The organism is Anabaena sp. FACHB-595 (assembly GCF_048568275.1).
Lineage (GTDB): Bacteria > Cyanobacteriota > Cyanobacteriia > Cyanobacteriales > Nostocaceae > Trichormus.
Genome location: NZ_CP183473.1, coordinates 3134026 through 3150685, shown reverse-complemented (window position 1 = coordinate 3150685; position 16660 = coordinate 3134026). Strand labels below are relative to the sequence as shown.

Here is a 16660-nt window from a genome sequence, read left to right as displayed (position 1 = left end):
CATATTAGAGATTTTAAGAGTAGAAAAATTATGTCTTATTCCATTGATGATATTAAAAATCACCCTGCATCTGAGCGTATTTTGGCTGCGCTTAAGGAGGCTCGGACTAAGTTAGAAGCGGTGGAATTAGAAAGGTCTGAGGAAGTTGCTATTGTTGGGATGGCGGGGCGGTTTCCGGGGGCTAAAAATGTTGATGAGTTTTGGGATAATCTGAAAAATGGTATTAACTCGATTAAGTTTTTAAGTAATGAAGATTTATTAGCAAATGGGGTAAAGGCGGAGGATTTAGAAAAACAAAATTATGTCCGGGCTTATGCTAGTTTGGCGGGAATTGATGAGTTTGATGCCGGTTTTTTTGGTTATTCTCCTAGAGAAGCGGAAATTCTCGATCCTCAGCATCGGTTGTTTTTAGAATGTGCTTGGGAAGCTTTAGAAAATGCTGGCTATGATTCAGAGCAGTATTCGGGTAATATTGCTGTGTATGGTGGGGCTGCACTGAATAGTTATTTGGTGAATTTAGCGAGTAATTCTAATTATCGAGAAAATAGCGATCGCACTCAAGTCGTGATCAGCAATGTTATGGGTTTAATGCCTACTCGTGTCTCCTATAAATTGAATTTGACAGGTGCGAGTTGTGGTATTCAAACTGGTTGTTCTACTTCTTTGGTCAGTGTACATATTGCTTGTCAAAGTTTATTAAATAAAGAATGCGATATAGCACTTGCTGGTGGTGTGTCTATCGGTATAGGGGAAAAAGCAGGTTATCTTTATCAAGAAGATGGTGTACTTTCTCCAGATGGTTATTGTCGGGCTTTTGATGTTAACGCGAAAGGCACAGTATTCGGTAATGGTGTGGGAATTGTTGTCTTGAAAAGACTGCGGGATGCTATTCAAGACGGCGACCATATTTATGCAATTATCAAAGCAACAGCAATAAATAATGACGGTTCGCAAAAAGTAGGTTTAACTGCACCCAGTGTTACCGGACAAGCAAAAGCTATCACTACTGCGTTAACAAAAGCTAAGATAAATCCAGAGACAATTCAATATATTGAAACTCACGGAACAGGAACAGCTTTAGGTGATCCTATTGAAATTGCAGCTTTAACTAAAGCATTTTCACCACATACTCATCAAAAACAATTCTGTGCTGTTGGTTCAGTTAAAACTAATATTGGTCATTTAGATGCGGCTGCGGGTATCAGTGGTTTAATTAAAACTGCTTTGGCTCTCAAACACAAACAAATTCCTCCAAGTTTAAATTTTACGGCGGCGAATCCGCAAATTGATTTTGCTAATAGTCCATTTTTTGTTAATACTCAGTTGACACCTTGGATAAATCATCAACACCCAAGAAGGGCTGGAGTTAGTTCCTTTGGGATGGGTGGAACTAATGCTCATGCAATTTTAGAAGAAGCACCAACACAATTCAAAATTCAAAATTCAAAATTCAAAATTAATTATCATCTATTATGTTTATCAGCTAAAAGTGAGAAAGCACTTGAGCAAGCAACAATCAACCTTGCTACACATTTACAAAAGCATCCAGAATTAAACCTTGCAGATGTAGCTTACACTCTCCAAATTGGTAGACGAGCATTTAACCATCGTCGTTGCTTAGTTTGTCAAACCCCTGCCCAAGCAATTGAAATCCTCACAGGAGTTGATGCTTCCCAACTGTTGAGTTATTCCCCAGAAAACACCGAACCCAGCATAGTTTTTATGTTCCCTGGACAGGGTAGCCAATACCTCAACATGGGACAAGAACTCTACAACACCGAACCAGTTTTCCGCAAAGAAATTGACCATTGCAGCGAATTATTACAACCACATCTAGGCTGTGATTTACCTTCCATCCTATTTAAACAGGACAACGAAAATTCACCCAGTCCCCAATCCCCAGTCCCCAATCTCAATTACGAATTACGAATTACGAATTACGAATTACTAACCCAAACCACCTACGCCCAACCTGCTCTATTCGCCGTAGAGTACGCCCTAGCGAAACTCTGGTTATCCTATGGTATTCAGCCACAGGCTATGATTGGTCACAGCATTGGGGAATATGTGGCTGCAACTTTGGCGGGTGTTTTCACCTTAGCTGATGCTTTGGCAATAGTGGCACAGCGCGGAAAATTGATGCAACAATGTCCATCGGGAGTCATGCTTTCGGTTTCCCTTGCGCCTGAGAAATTGCAACCGTTTTTGACTGATGATTTAGTCATCGCTGTCCATAACGCACCTGAGTTATGCGTCGTATCGGGAACAGAAGCCGCAATTACTCTACTAGAAAAACTGCTCACACATCAAAATATTACTCATCGACGTTTACATACTTCCCATGCTTTCCATTCACCCTTGATGGAAACTGCTGTTACTCCCTTAACGCAAATATTACAAAATATCTCCCTCCATCCGCCACAAATTCCCTTCATTTCCAACGTTACGGGAACTTGGATAACTCCAGAACAAGCCACAAACCCTAATTACTGGGCTACCCATTTACGTCAACCAGTGTTATTTGCTGAAGGAATTACCGAACTCCAACAAACACCCAATCAGATTTTTGTAGAGGTTGGTTTTGGTCAAACTTTAAGTACCTTCGTCAGACAGTTTCCCGATGCACCCCCCACCTTATCATCTGGACGACATCCCCAAGACACCCAATCTGATGTAGCTTTGATTTGCAAAACCTTGGGACAACTTTGGCTCAGGGGTGTGACTATCAACTGGTCAGAACTTTATACCCAACAGCAACGCCGAAGATTACCCCTCCCAACTTACCCCTTTGAACGTCAACGCTATTGGGTAGAAAGGGATACATTACCAGAAACTACTTCTAATACCTCTAAAACGCTCCAGAAGCAGGAACAAATCTCAAATTGGTTTTATTTGCCCTCTTGGAGACAAAAACCCCTGTTGCGTTCTGCTGCACCGTTAAATAAACAGCGATATTTAGTATTTTGTCATGCTGGGAATGTTGGGGAAAGATTAGTACAACATCTTCAGGAAACGGGACAGGAAGTAGTAACTGTCAAACCGGGAGAGGGATTTACTCAAGAAGGTGATAATTATGCGATCGCACCTCATAACCCTGAAGACTACAAAACACTGTGGTTACAATTACAAACAGATGATAAGTTACCTGATGTAATTATACATTCCTGGACTCTCCAAGAGCGCACAAATTTTCAACAACAGCAAAATCTGGGTTTTTACAGTTTACTTTGGCTCACTCAGGCTTTATCTTCCTCATCCCTGTCAATTTATGTACTGACTCAGCAAGTACAGAATGTTCTGGGAAATGAAAATCTTAACCCTGATGATGCTACGATTCTGGGTTTAGTGAAGGTAATTCCCCAAGAATACCCGAATTTGACTTGTCAACATATTGATGTGTCCATTTCTGACATTAACTTCCAGCAATTAGTTAGGGAAATCAACATCCCACCCGTCCTATCGGACACCCTCCCCTTGGAAAAGGGAGGGTTAAGAATGAGTGTTGCTTATCGGGGGAAAACTCGCTGGATACAAGAATTTCAACCAATTTCTCTCCCCGAACCCACCCAATTACCCCTAATTACAGGGGGTGTATATGTGATTGCTGGGGATTTAGTGGAAGGTTTAGGGTTAATTTATGCCAAGTTCCTCGCAGCAACAGTCAATGCTAAATTAGTGTTTCTGGGACGCTCAGATTTACCACAACCAAAAGAATGGGATAATTGGCTGGCTACCCACGGTCGTCAAGACGCTGTGAGTCATTGTATTCAACAACTGCAAGGTTTACAGGCTCAAGGGTGTGAATTTTTATTTACCACTGTTGACTTAGCAGAGATTAGCCAAGTTGAGGATGCGATCGCTCAAGCCCTCACGCGATTTGGTAAAATCAACGGTGTGATTCATGCTGGCGTAATGGGCGATCGCGCTAGTTGTCTAATTCGCAATCTCACCATCCCAGAGTGTGAAAAACAATTCCACACCAAAATTCACGGTTTGCTGGCGTTAGAAACAGCACTCAAAAATCAACCCCTAGACTTCTTCCTCTTGCAATCATCCCTCTCGGCTGTCGTTGGTGGTATAGGCTTTGCGGCGTATGCGGGGGCGAACTGCTTTATGGATGCGATCGCTCATCAACGCACTCAAAACAGTAACACACATTGGATTAGTATCAACTGGGATGCCGTCAGTTTAGCAGAAATCACCACTTCCACAGGTGCAACTCTCATAGATTTAGCCATGACTTCCCAGGAAGTTTGGCAAGTCACAGAACGTATTCTGGCGCAACCCATAGCAGCACAAATCACCGTTTCCCCCGTAGACTTAGCATCTCGCCAACAATCCCAGCCACTAGAACAATCTACAACTAATCACGCCCGCCCCCAAATTACCGCTACCTACCTTCCCCCCAGCAATGAAATTGAAGCCAGAGTCACCCAAGTAATGGAGAGTTTATTGGGAATCGCTCCTATTGGGGTTAATGATAACTTCTTTGAGTTAGGAGGACATTCCCTGTTAGCAATTCAAGCAGTTTCACAGCTACGGGAAGAATTTCAAGTAGAATTACCCATGCGACAATTTTTATTTGAGTCACCCACAATTGGGGGGATAGCCAAAATTATCATTGAAAATCAATCGCCTATTACTGATGATACAGAAGCCTTAGCAGCACTAATAGATCAAGTTGAACAAATGACACCCATCCAAGTACAACAATTGCTAGCAGAATAGTAAGGATTCAGGTCTAATACCACTAACTATGTTTTCCCTAAGCTTCGTATAATTCTGCCCTCTTTTAGAGAGTTTGAAAAATTAGAAATTGTAACCAACACCTATTGATAAACCTACATCAGTTTCATCAATAAAACTAACATTTACCCCACCCGTTGCTGTTATCTGTTGAGATAAAGGCACATCTACACCAGCAGTAATTAATGCCCCGACAGTGCTATCTCTACCTGTAGAAATTGCTACGCCACCACCAATGTAAGGCGCTACACTTAATTGAGTAATTTCCAGATTTTCTTGTGGAAAATCTACAGTCAGTGGTAGAAGAAAAACTGTATTATCACCAACTAAAGCAGCAGGACGTGCAGATATATTTCGTGTCAGTCCAATTTTGCTAATCACAGAAAATGAGCCTTCACCGACCCTTGTATTACCAGTAATACCAATATTACCGCCAACACCAATATAACTAGCGCCAGAACGGGTAGCTCTACCAGGTTCAAAAGTTTGAGCTACCGTTTGCGATTCAATAGCTGAGGGAGTTTGTTGTTGTATTGTCTCAGTTGTTAAAGAAGTTGTAGAAGTATTAGGATTTGCATTTATTTGTTCTGGCTGATTTATCACGTTGGCTTCATCAGCAGTAAAATTTTCATTCTCTGCATAAGCTGGTAAAACACTAGAAATAATAACTACACTAGCAACAGTTAATAAGGTAGAAGTGCGGTTGATAAAATTGGTATTCATGGCTTTTCATTACTTTTGATGCTTTTAATTCCATTGTTGGCAACAAAAGTGAAGAGAAAGTGATAAATATTTAACAATTTAGTTTTGTCCATAAGATATATGTAATTAGAATTAAAACTAATATGGTGAATCAGACAAAAATAAGTCTAAATGTATACTATTTGCCCTTGGATAGGCAATAAACCAAATTTATAGCTTATTTTTCAAGGATAAGATTTACTCAATTTTATAAAAAGAAATGAGTTAATATTTTACTTTAATTTTTGAAGTGTGTGAAACTGAGGATGTTATAAGTTCTAGCCTAAACTATCCTTAATAAGTATAAAGTATTAACAATATAATAATTTGTCACTTTCTCTTCACATTTATTTGAAAATATACCGATAGGAAACTTTGGCAAAGTGTTAATTACAGTCGCAGTTTTTGACATTTTCCAGGTCAATTACTAGAAATATCCAAGTAAATCTCCTTTCTGAAGGAGACACTACACGAAGTCTAACGCAAGCCGTATTGTTTAACTAGGCTAGGAGTTACGCGCCATGAGAAGCTTATTGATGAAAAATCCCGTGGTAATAGGGGCATCTTGGATAGCTGCGTATATTGTCATTATTCTCTTCCCGCTATTTATACTACTTTTATACCCACCAACACCCAGTAATGAACGCAGTTTTTTATTGGAATTTTCTGCGGCTTTGGGTTTCATTGGTTTAGCAATGATGGCAATGCAATTTGCTCTCACTGCGCGCATTAATCGCATAGAAGCCTCTTATGGTGTTGACCTCATTCTTCAATTTCATCGCTACACCTCGATAGTTGCATTCTTATTTCTCCTGGCTCATCCGATAATTTTGTTCATTAATAATCCTGAGACACTACAATTATTAAATTTTTTCCAAGCGCCTTGGCGAGCTAGGGCAGCAGTTATTGCAACTTTGGCACTAATAGCAATTATTGTTACTTCTATCTGGCGCAAACAACTGAATATTGGCTATGAAAATTGGCGTATAGCTCATGGTATTTTGGCAGTTATTATCGTTAGCTTTGGTTTAGGACACGTCTTGGGTGTGCTGAATTATTTAAGTCTGTTTTGGAAAGCAGTGATTTGGACTGGTATTGCAATAGCTGCGTTATGGTTGTTAATTTATATTCGCTTAGTTAAACCTTATTTTATGCTGAAAAAAACCTTACTTGGTGGAAGCTGTAATTCCCCAACGAGGTAATGTTTGGAATTTGGTTTTACGTCCTAGAGGACACCAAGGAATATATTTTCAACCAGGCCAATTTGCTTGGTTAACTCTAGAAATTTCCCCCTTTAGAATGCGGGAACATCCATTTTCTATTGCTTGTAGTGCAGAACATTCCGATCGCCTGGAATTTGGTATTAAAGCTTTAGGCGATTTTACCAAAACCATCAAAGATGTCAAACCAGGGACTAAAGCTTTTCTAGATGGCCCCTATGGAGTTTTCACCACAGACCGCTATGAGAATACTGCTGGATTTGTCTTTATTGCTGGGGGGATAGGTATTACACCAATTATTAGTATGCTTTTTACCTTAGCAGAACGTAAAGATGAGCGTCCGCTACTGTTAATTTATGCCAGCAAAAATTGGGAAGACATAACTTACAGAGAGGAAATTGAAGCCTTAACAGATAAATTAGATCTAACAGTGATTCACGTTCTCAAAGAACCTCCGGAGGATTGGTCAGGGGAAAGTGGATACGTTGATCAGCAACTATTAGAACGCTACATTCCTAAACGTCCGGCAACTCGAAATTACTTTATCTGTGCTGCGCCAAAAATGATGGATCAAGTGGAGATATATTTACATAATTTGGAAGTGCCAATCACTAATATTCACATGGAACATTACAACCTTGTATAACCCAACTGATTAATTATCCCAACTTAATTAACAAATATAGTCCCAGAATTTGATGAGACTTGAGTTTTTACAGCAAAAAAACTACCTTTTTTGATCATGCGTTACAGTATCATGCTGCAAATTGTAGCCACTATAACTATAACTTTTTTAGGTACTGCCGCCTTATTTGCTTGGCTACAATACCGTCCTGGATCTGAACAAAAAAATACAAATAATAGTAATGAAAATATAACATTGCTAAGTCATAATTTGGTTGAAAAAAGCTAGTTGTAAAGTAGTAGTAAAAGATAGTAAAGGCAGAAACAGCATAACATTCAAGAATTTCAAGCTTTGCTCATCGATACGTTAGAAGAAATTAAAATTAACTATGTCAAGAATATTTCTACTTCTGGATCTGAAAAAATCTTAAATGCTTTACATTGGGATTGGCGATGCCAAAGACCCGCAAAGTTCCCAGGATGTGACGTGATTATCATTCTTATATCTAAAGCTTTGAGTATTTTAGCTCATTGACAAAGCACACTTTGATTTAAACCCTCACGAGTGGACTGATTGTTTGTTAAACGCACTGCTGGGGGATAGTTGGGATAAAGTTTTTGTTCGGTATTAGCTATCTCCAGCAGACGAGTCATTTTCACTGCGACCATTCAACCGCATCTGGTCTAAAATCTACTTAAGCTTACCCAGAACACCTTGATATTTTCTTGACGAATTAGCTTTAAGGATGGGGGTAATGGTATCGCTATATGGGACGCGAGAGTAGAGCAATTTGATTTTTGCTGTTCCCTTTTTCTTACTTTTGAATTGTTTATGCCGAAACGCCTGCTAGTGGTTGAATCTCCGGGTAAAGTGAAAAAGCTCAGTCAAATTTTGGGTTCTGAGTGGATTGTCCGTGCTTCTTGTGGACATATTCGGGAACTGAGTGATGAGGGTGAGGATGCTTTGGGGTTCAGCATGGATGGTAGTAGTGTGCAGTGTCACTACGTACCGCGTGACCAACGTTCAAAAGAAACTATCCAGCAGTTAAAGAGTGCGGCGAAGCAGGTAAGTGAAGTTGTGTTAGGGACTGACCCGGATAGGGAAGGAGAAACCATTGCTTGGCATCTCAAGGAAGTTTTGGGATTGAGAGAACCGAAACGGGTTGTCTATACAGAGATTACAGCCTCGGCGGTACAGAGTGCGATCGCTCATCCGCGCAAACTGGACTTAAATTTAGTCGGGGCGGGATTGTGTCGAGATTGTCTAGATAAGTTGGTCGGGTATAAGGGTAGTCCTCTGGTTTGGGCGTTAAATAATGGGGCCAAGAGTGTGGGGAGAGTGCAGAGTTCTACACTCCACCTGATTTGTCAACGGGAGAGGGAAATTCAAAGTTTTGTACCTCAAGATTATTGGAGTGTTTGGGTTGATTATGTTGAAGGTTTCCGCGCTTTCTATAAAGGTGCAGTTAACACTCGCTCAAACTCTCCAGAAGCAGAAGTAGAAATTCATGATGATGCGGCGGGAAATAGCACAACTGCGCCTGAGTCTACCCGCGTACTTGCAGAAGCCGAAGCTAACCGTTTAGTAGAAGAAGCACGCCGTCATCCCCACCAAATCGTGCAGTATGAGGGAAAAGTTGCCAACCGTCAACCACCGCCACCTTTTATTACTTCCACTCTGCAACAAGCGGCTGGTTCTAAGTTGAAGTTTGCACCAGAGAAGACGATGCAGCTAGCCCAAAAGTTGTATGAGGCTGGGTTGATTACATATATGCGGACAGACTCGGTAATGTTGAGTCCAGAGTTTTGTGAAAGTGCGCGTCAGTGGTTGGAACAAAATGACCCGCAGAATGTACCGACACAGGTTGCCAGACATCGCAGTAGCAAGACAGCCCAACAAGGACACGAAGCAATTCGCCCCACTGATGTGTTTCGTCCTTCCGCCCAGTTGCGAATAGAACTATCCACGGATGAGTTTAACTTGTATGTGATGATTTGGAAACGGGCGATCGCTTCCCAATGTCGTCCAGCCCAACTACGCAAAACGGTCGTAATCACCCAGTCTGGTCAAATTCTTTGGCAAGCAAGAGGACAAGTAGTAGAATTTCTCGGTTATACCCGCTACTGGCCTAATCTCAGCAAGGATACCCTCTTACCCACCTTGCAACAAGGGCAAATGGTAACTTTAGAAAATGCCGGTCACGAGAAAAAACAAACCCAACCTCCACCACGCTACAGCGAACCAAAGTTAGTGCAACTTATGGAACGTAAAGGCATTGGTCGTCCCAGTACCTATTCTCCCACCATCGCCACCCTGAAGAAACGGGGTTACGTCGAACTGACCAAAGACAACTTACACCCAACAAATCTAGGTTTAGAAGTTGATACTTTCTTACAAAAAGCCCTACCGGATTTACTAGAAGCAGAATTTACTGCCAAAATGGAAAATGCCCTCGATGCGATCGCTGAAGGTAAACAACCTTGGCAGATATACTTGACCACTTGGAATCAGAATTATTTTGCCCCAGCTTTAGCCAAAGCTAAGACTGTCACTGTCGATTCAGGCAAGACGACAAAAACTTTTCCCGCGCGTCAATACGATACCAGCCGGACTCGCTGCCCTGATTGCAATAACTTTCTCAGCAAAATTCCCAGCAGTAAACTGAAGAAAAAATACTTCCTCAAATGCACTAGCGGTTGTGAAAACACTGTCTTATTTTGGAGTGAATTTAGTAAGACTTGGCAAGCGCCACGAACAAAAGATGACAAGATGGCAGAAAATGGGGAAAAGAATCATCTCTCACCTTCAACAAAACTTCCCACTCAGTTGACAGCATACCCCTGTCCAGTATGTAAAAAACCTTTGGAAGAGTATACTTACACCAAAGATGGACAGAAAAAAACTATGCTGCGTTGCTCTGCATCCTCATCTCGCACTGACAAAAAGCATAAAGATGTGGCTTATTTCCACACTGCAAAAGGTTGGTGGAGTCCTAAGTTTGGGGAAATAACCTAGCCATGCAACGTTTTCATCCCCCCTAGCCCCCTTAAAAAAAGCAGGGCTGTTTCATTATCTCAGACTTTCCAAGACGAATTTGGAATTTTAAATCAATCTAACCCCAATATTCATCCTAGAGCTTCTAAAATAGAAAGGCTGTACTTAAATAGTAATCTGGAGATACAACATAATGTCTCGTCGATGTGATCTAACTGGTAAAAAGGCAAATAACGCTTTTGCTGTTTCCCACTCCCACCGTCGCACCAAACGCTTACAACAAGTAAACCTGCAAAACAAGCGCGTTTGGTGGCCAAGTGGTAACCGTTGGGTAAAACTAAAGCTATCTACCAAAGCCATTAAAACTTTAGAGGTCAAAGGTTTAGAAGCAATGGCAAAAGAAGCTGGGATTAACCTCAACCATTACTAAACTTCTCATAATAGGTTGGGAATTCGCTAATTTTATTTTCTGGTTAATTTCCGTATCTTCAGAAAATACTTAATTAAAATTGCCCTTGGTGCCACATTTTCTGCCTCAAAGACCTATGTGGGTGAATCATAAACCCACATGGTCTTAATATGATGAAGTGTCAACTTAAGCCTCAATGCCCTTGCTTACGAGTATCAACATCGGCATCAGTACATATATTGCCTGATAGCCCTTGTAACCAAAGTTTTGCCAATTTATCACCAAATACTTTGTAAATCAAACCTCTAAAATCACCCAGAGGTTTATCAACAGCTTTACAAAACTTAAATTGTGGCAACCTTAAATCTTTAACACAAGACTGTTGGACGATACACGAAAAAGCGCTCATAGTTTTACTTACTAAGCGCTTATCGTGTAAGTTTATACCATCTTTCTTATCATGTGTAACAGTTGAAATATGCAATAAGCCTTTCAGTGGAAGCATTACAGCAATTCCCTGTAACAAACATTTAAGTTCAGAGGTATCACTCCTTGCACTAATACAGAATATCTTTTTTCGGATAAAAATAAGCGGTTAATCAGTGCCAGTTTCTAAACTGACCCTAGTCAAAAATGCTTTATTGTGCATAGTGTGAAACGAATTAATCGAAGTTGTGAGAAAACCATAGGAAAGTATTTTTTACTCAGAACTCGCCAAAAAATTTTTGTGGCATTTTGGCAACTAAGATTGTGCTGTAACAGTTTAAATAAGATCACAAGAGGGTCACGGGATAGTAGAACTTCAGCTAAGGGATAAAAGTTACCTAAAATAACCCTTAGGATGCCCACCCTATCGCCAGTTGTTGATGAGGTGCTGTAGATTAACGCTACATAGATAGAAAGTAAAATCTCAGCACTGAATCACCGCTTCACTACAACTGGCTAAAAATCCACCAGATAACATATAGAGCTTCTCGTTTGTATGCGATACACTCTGACCTCTCTCCTTGTAGGCTAGGGCGTACACATATTCTTTAGGTTTTTTTTGTCCAGGAATTGTCTTAAACTCTAGATGACAACTTCTCTTCTCCGCTTACTATCTATTCGTATAAAAAAGATAAGGGATTGCTCATATTTTCTGCAAAACCCAGGATACCGCGATCGCGATGCTCATAAATTAATTTCCCTTGAGAATCAAATAGAAAAGTTCCTCCGCGCTGGGTCAAATAAGATGAATCCGGTACATAAGTACTCCAGTTGCTCAAAACTTCAGTCATATTTCGCAAGCGCAGGGTTGCTAGTTCAAAAGGACGCTGAAAGCCTTTTCCGCCAGCAGCTTTGAAAAATGAACCTTTCATTGGTGGTAAAGGTGTACCCCTCACAACTTCCTCATCAGCAATTAACTGAGGTGCTTTCTTGTCACCCTTATAACCCCGGAAAACTTCCTTGAGAGTTCCGGGACTACCAATCCCAGCACACATGAGCATTAAATTCAGCCATGCTTTTTGTGAATTGGATAGCATGGGAAATTGTAGAGATAAACCGCGATAAAGCCCTAAAATGCGGTGAATTTCAGCTTTTGCATCTACAAACAACCATTCTTGAGGGAAGCCCGTATATTCGCAAAACTTGAGTCCAGAATTGCGATCGCCAATTCCAATAGCGCAAATTCTAATTCCTCTGGCTGCGATCTGTTCTTTTTCTCTTTGCAGCCACCAAGCATATTCTAAATTATCAAAATCCCCTAACTGTGACCAAATTAGTACAAGTAACTTTGACGGATAGATGCAGCCATCTAAAACGGGTTTAATCTCTCCATCGCTAACTCGCAAGCGTTGAGATTGACTCAAAATCGAATAAATATTTAGAGAATTAGAGCTTATTTGAATATTCATGCAGGTGAGGGGGCGATGGTTTTTCAATGAAAGGGAACCGGGAATAGGGAACGGGGAATAGGGAAACTCAGCCGCCCACCAGGAGAGTGTGATTTCTACCTACCTTCTCTACGAGAGGCTACGCCAAGGAAAATCAGGTTTTTTCTCTGACGAGATGCTACCGCGTAGCTTGCTTCACCGTTCGCGTAGCGTTCCGCAGGAAAGGAGTATGCACACCAGGGGTGAGGCTTTAAACCTTACATCCGATGCTCATCTTCTCTTATGTTCCCTCTTGCTTCTGCCCCGAAGGGGCTGGTAAAATTTTAGCCTTCCCTATTTATACTAAGTTAATAATTAATTTGTTAGATACTTAAATAAATCATCAATAATTGCGTTTGCCGCTAACATACCACTCCCTATCCAGTAACTTGGAACTACATAAACCTTATTTTCTTTTACAGCTTTTAAATTTCTCCACAGTGGACTTGCTTTAAGTTGCTCTAATTTATATTGTGCTGTTTGATTACCTTTGGCATCATTCTCAGCCGTCCAGATAAATATAACATCACCATCAGCTTGTTCGATTAATTCATTACTGATGGACATTTGAATCTGATTATTAAATAAAATTGTTGCTTCTGATGCCGTGAAATTTTGCGATTCGGGGCGAGATAATCCGGCATCTTGCAAAATAGTTCCGCAGAAGGAATCAAGGAGATAAAGGTTTATTTTATCTGGATATACGCGCACTACAGAAACTTTAATTTTTGACAACTTATTACCCATCTTCTGCTTAAATTCTGCAAGACGACGGTAATAATTTTCCATTACCTTTTGACCAACTTCTGTCTTACCTAACGCCACACTAGTATTTGTAAATACCTCTTTCCATTGACCACTGTGTTCAAATTTCAACAAAACGGTTGGAGCAATTTTTGAAGTAATAGGATAAATATCTTGTTCATAGTCAGAACCGACAATTAAATCTGGTTTGAGTGCAAGAATACTTTCTAAATTAGGTTCACCAGTTGTCCCAATGTTTTTTACTCCTGTGAGCTTATCTTTCCAAAATGATGAAAAATCGGAGATTACAGCACCAAGAGGTTTAATACCTAGTGCGATCGCATTTTCTCCATCATCTAAAGTCACAAGTCGCTCAAACTTTTCGGGAATACAGGCAATTCCCGCAGCGTGTTCCATCTGACGACAAGCTGCATTTGTATTTTGATAATTAACAGGTAGAGAACCATCACGATGACAAGCTATAGATAGGATTAGACTACAAAATAGTACAATCCCAAATCGCCACCAGCGAGTCAAGTTTTTGATTTTGATATAACTGTCATTCATGATGGAATCTCATACTTAAAGCCTGATTTTTGACAAATTAAAATGTCACAGAAAAACTACCAATCACTGTTAATGGTGCGCCCGGTTCTATGGCAACTCTACCGAAATTTGCTCCTAGATAATGTTTTTCGTTAAAGAGATTTTGGATATTAATCCCCGCACGCCAATTATCACGTTTATAGTAGATTGCTGCATCTGTTCTGAGATAGCCAGGGATGATATATGTATTACTAGAGTCACCTTGGCGATCGCCTACATAAAATAACCCTAAACCAAAACCTAATCCTTGCAAATCACCTTGTTGCAATTCGTAAGTTGTCCAGAAACTGGCTGTATTAAATGGGACATTAGCTGGACGATTTCCCTGCAAACCGTCATTATCTCTGGTAATCTCGGCATCAATATGGGAATAAGATGCAATCACATTCCAACCAGGACTAATTTCTCCTGCCACATTGAGTTCAATACCTTGGTTACGTTGTTCACCTATAGGAAGAAGAAAGTCTGGATTATCAAGATCAGTGGCAGCAATGTTGGATTTTGTAATGTGATAAGCTGCCAAAGTAGCCGCTAATCTGCCATCCAAAAATTCACCTTTTACTCCTACTTCGTATTGAGTTCCCCGTTCAGCTTCTAGAATTGAACCATCTACTCTTGTACCAAAATTTGGTTGAAATGATTGGCTGTAACTAGCATAAAGAGAAATAGGTTCAATCGGTTGATAAACAATACCCAATCTGGGAGTGAAAGCGGAATCATAGCGACCAGATTCAGAACCATCCCGTAAATCTGTACTATTTTGATCGACAGTATCAAACCGTCCACCAACAAGCAATTTTAAATTATCTGCAAACGCTATTTGGTTTTGCAAGAAAATTCCTAGACCAGTGCTTCTATCCTGGTTATTACGCACAACGTTTGTTAATTCGTCTAAACCAGGTCTGGGTATGGCATTGTAAACTGGATTGAATACATTAATACTGGGTGTAATTACTCCTGGTAATCGGCTTTGAGTTCCTCCTGATGTGAATCTAGCTAAGTCAACACCAAACAAAAGAGTATGATTAATCGAGCCTGTAATAAACTTACCAACTACATCAGTTTGTAAAGTATAATTTTCTTCATAATCATCATTGGATCTAAAGTTCCGTGTGAGAATGCCTGTTGTTTCATTTAATCTCACAGGTTCAGCACGATAATCAAAAGTATCTGAACTTTGATATCGGAAAGCATTACGGATTTTCCAATTATCGTTAAAGTTATGCTCTAAACGATAGCTCAAGCCTATTTCTTCAACTTTTCTGACATCATCTGGTTCACCAAAAAAACGCTCTAGAGGAGTATCAATAATACCCTCACCAAAGGCTAAAAATCCCCGATCAAATGGACGCTCATCGTTGAGATAGTCGAATTGAAGCGTTAAGTTAGTTGCTTTGCCAATTTCCCATTTTAAAGTGGGTGAAATAAAGAATCTTTGAACATCTTGATTAAAATCACGGAAACCATCAGAAGTTTCGTAAACAGAATTGAGCCTATAGAGCAGAGTTTTATCAGAATTTAGTGGTCCAGAGATATCAATACTAGGGCGGAATGTGGAGAAACTACCCACTGACAATTCAGCATTATAGTAGGGATCTCTTAGAGGCTGCTTTGTAACTAAATTAATTACTCCCCCTGGTTGAACGCCACCATATAAAACAGAAGCTGGCCCTTTGAGAACTTCTATCCGTTCAACGTTTGCAGTCTCTCTAATACCACCTCGTCCATCTTTGAAACCATCAACTAAAATACTCCCACCAAAAGTACCATCACCAAAAAATCCCCGAATACCGATTTGGTCTGATGTACTACCAAACCCACCATCTTGAACCACACCACCAATATTCAGCAGCGCGTCTCTTAAACGGGTGACTCTTTGATCTTTGATCACTTGTTCAGGAACTACTTGAATAGTCTGAGGAATATCTCGGATCAGAGTATCAGTTCTCGTTCCAGTAGAAGCATTGGGTACACGGTATCTATTTTGCTCACCTGTGACTAATAATTCAATAGGTGCTTCTGGTTCACCCTGTGCAGATGGCTGTTCTGGCTGGGTTTCAGTGCTGGGTTGTGGTTCTACTGGCGTGGGTTGTGTCTGTGGTGTTTGTGTAGTCGTCACAGTTGGTACAGCCCCAAACACCAAACCTTCATCACCATCAAATAACTCAACTTGCGGCGCACCAGTTTCACCCGTCACTGTCACGCGAACAGTGTTTGCATCTAAATTTGTGACTATAACTTCACTAATTCCCGCAGTCGCTTTCTCTTGACGGAATGTATCGCCACTAGGTAGGCGTAATTGAGCATTGGGAATATCAACAATATAGCTATTCCCTTCACTCTTATTTACCAGTTGCAGTTTATCTGATTGATTAGTTTCTAAAGTTACCTCTATCCCTTTGCCTGTGGTTTGGGACTTGACACCTGTAATTTGAATTAGCGACTGAGCCAGCCATTGCTTAATACTGGTAGCAGGTTTTTCTACATCATCCAATTGAGAAATTTTAGAGATTGGTTTTTGGCTATCCTCTGCTAATACAGGGGGGTTAACCAGTACCAAAGCCACACCGATCATCCAAGCTAGTTTTTGTAACTGATTTGACATCACTCTACTCACCCACAAATAAGTGATTGGGGACTGGGGACTGGGTATTAATAAATT

11 protein-coding genes are annotated in these 16660 nt (G+C 40.5%); 5 read left to right on the top strand and 6 right to left on the bottom strand.

Going from position 1 to position 16660, the window contains the following annotated elements:
• Positions 1–30: 30 nt before the first annotated feature.
• The gene (locus ACN222_RS13165) at positions 31–4728 is read left to right on the top strand and encodes a type I polyketide synthase (RefSeq protein ID WP_096637147.1); all 4698 of its coding nucleotides are present in this window, start codon (positions 31–33) and stop codon (positions 4726–4728) included.
• 81 nt (positions 4729–4809) lie between these two features.
• Here ACN222_RS13165 and ACN222_RS13160 read toward each other — a convergent pair whose 3' ends face one another.
• On the bottom strand, positions 4810–5469 hold the full coding sequence (locus ACN222_RS13160; RefSeq protein WP_010996790.1) for a hypothetical protein: 660 nt from the start codon (positions 5467–5469) through the stop codon (positions 4810–4812).
• Between the two features lie 539 nt (positions 5470–6008).
• Between ACN222_RS13160 and ACN222_RS13155 the strand changes: the two genes are divergently transcribed.
• Both ACN222_RS13155 and ACN222_RS13150 read left to right on the top strand, forming a co-directional pair.
• Positions 6009–6689, top strand: a complete 681-nt coding sequence (locus ACN222_RS13155) for a ferric reductase-like transmembrane domain-containing protein (protein WP_419756905.1) — start codon at positions 6009–6011, stop codon at positions 6687–6689.
• The gene (locus ACN222_RS13150; RefSeq protein WP_419756908.1) at positions 6661–7353 is read left to right on the top strand and encodes a hypothetical protein; all 693 of its coding nucleotides are present in this window, start codon (positions 6661–6663) and stop codon (positions 7351–7353) included. Before ACN222_RS13155 ends, ACN222_RS13150 begins: the two co-directional genes overlap by 29 nt.
• 506 nt (positions 7354–7859) lie before the next feature.
• Here the strand turns inward: ACN222_RS13150 and ACN222_RS13145 are convergent.
• A complete protein-coding gene (locus tag ACN222_RS13145) occupies positions 7860–7985 on the bottom strand; it encodes a hypothetical protein (RefSeq protein WP_272867740.1) in 126 nt (41 codons plus the stop codon).
• Positions 7986–8163: 178 nt separating this feature from the next.
• Between ACN222_RS13145 and topA the strand changes: the two genes are divergently transcribed.
• Positions 8164–10347 carry a type I DNA topoisomerase gene (topA, locus tag ACN222_RS13140; protein WP_010996787.1) on the top strand — a complete coding sequence of 728 codons (2184 nt, stop codon included), beginning with the start codon at positions 8164–8166 and terminating at the stop codon, positions 10345–10347.
• 172 nt (positions 10348–10519) lie between these two features.
• Complete coding sequence (gene rpmB / locus ACN222_RS13135) at positions 10520–10756, top strand: 50S ribosomal protein L28 (RefSeq protein WP_010996786.1); 237 nt, start codon at positions 10520–10522, stop codon at positions 10754–10756.
• 172 nt (positions 10757–10928) lie between these two features.
• Here rpmB and ACN222_RS13130 read toward each other — a convergent pair whose 3' ends face one another.
• From ACN222_RS13130 to ACN222_RS13115, 4 genes are all read right to left on the bottom strand, one after another.
• Positions 10929–11240, bottom strand: a complete 312-nt coding sequence (locus ACN222_RS13130; RefSeq protein WP_010996785.1) for a hypothetical protein — start codon at positions 11238–11240, stop codon at positions 10929–10931.
• Positions 11241–11835: 595 nt separating this feature from the next.
• Positions 11836–12630 carry a peroxiredoxin-like family protein gene (locus ACN222_RS13125; RefSeq protein ID WP_010996784.1) on the bottom strand — a complete coding sequence of 265 codons (795 nt, stop codon included), beginning with the start codon at positions 12628–12630 and terminating at the stop codon, positions 11836–11838.
• Between the two features lie 333 nt (positions 12631–12963).
• A complete protein-coding gene (locus ACN222_RS13120; protein ID WP_010996783.1) occupies positions 12964–13959 on the bottom strand; it encodes an iron-siderophore ABC transporter substrate-binding protein in 996 nt (331 codons plus the stop codon).
• Positions 13960–13996: 37 nt separating this feature from the next.
• Positions 13997–16603, bottom strand: a complete 2607-nt coding sequence (locus tag ACN222_RS13115; protein WP_044521425.1) for a TonB-dependent siderophore receptor — start codon at positions 16601–16603, stop codon at positions 13997–13999.
• Between the last annotated feature and the right edge of the window lie 57 nt (positions 16604–16660).

What these genes read in the sequence shown, in the direction of transcription:
- ACN222_RS13165 (WP_096637147.1), top strand. Translation starts at nt 31, where the DNA reads ATGTCTTATTCCATTGATGATATTAAAAATCACCCTGCATCTGAGCGT.
- ACN222_RS13160 (WP_010996790.1), bottom strand. Translation starts at nt 5,469, where the DNA reads ATGAATACCAATTTTATCAACCGCACTTCTACCTTATTAACTGTTGCT.
- ACN222_RS13155 (WP_419756905.1), top strand. Translation starts at nt 6,009, where the DNA reads ATGAGAAGCTTATTGATGAAAAATCCCGTGGTAATAGGGGCATCTTGG.
- ACN222_RS13145 (WP_272867740.1), bottom strand. Translation starts at nt 7,985, where the DNA reads ATGACTCGTCTGCTGGAGATAGCTAATACCGAACAAAAACTTTATCCC.
- topA (WP_010996787.1), top strand. Translation starts at nt 8,164, where the DNA reads ATGCCGAAACGCCTGCTAGTGGTTGAATCTCCGGGTAAAGTGAAAAAG.
- rpmB (WP_010996786.1), top strand. Translation starts at nt 10,520, where the DNA reads ATGTCTCGTCGATGTGATCTAACTGGTAAAAAGGCAAATAACGCTTTT.
- ACN222_RS13130 (WP_010996785.1), bottom strand. Translation starts at nt 11,240, where the DNA reads ATGCTTCCACTGAAAGGCTTATTGCATATTTCAACTGTTACACATGAT.
- ACN222_RS13125 (WP_010996784.1), bottom strand. Translation starts at nt 12,630, where the DNA reads ATGAATATTCAAATAAGCTCTAATTCTCTAAATATTTATTCGATTTTG.
- ACN222_RS13120 (WP_010996783.1), bottom strand. Translation starts at nt 13,959, where the DNA reads ATGAATGACAGTTATATCAAAATCAAAAACTTGACTCGCTGGTGGCGA.
- ACN222_RS13115 (WP_044521425.1), bottom strand. Translation starts at nt 16,603, where the DNA reads ATGTCAAATCAGTTACAAAAACTAGCTTGGATGATCGGTGTGGCTTTG.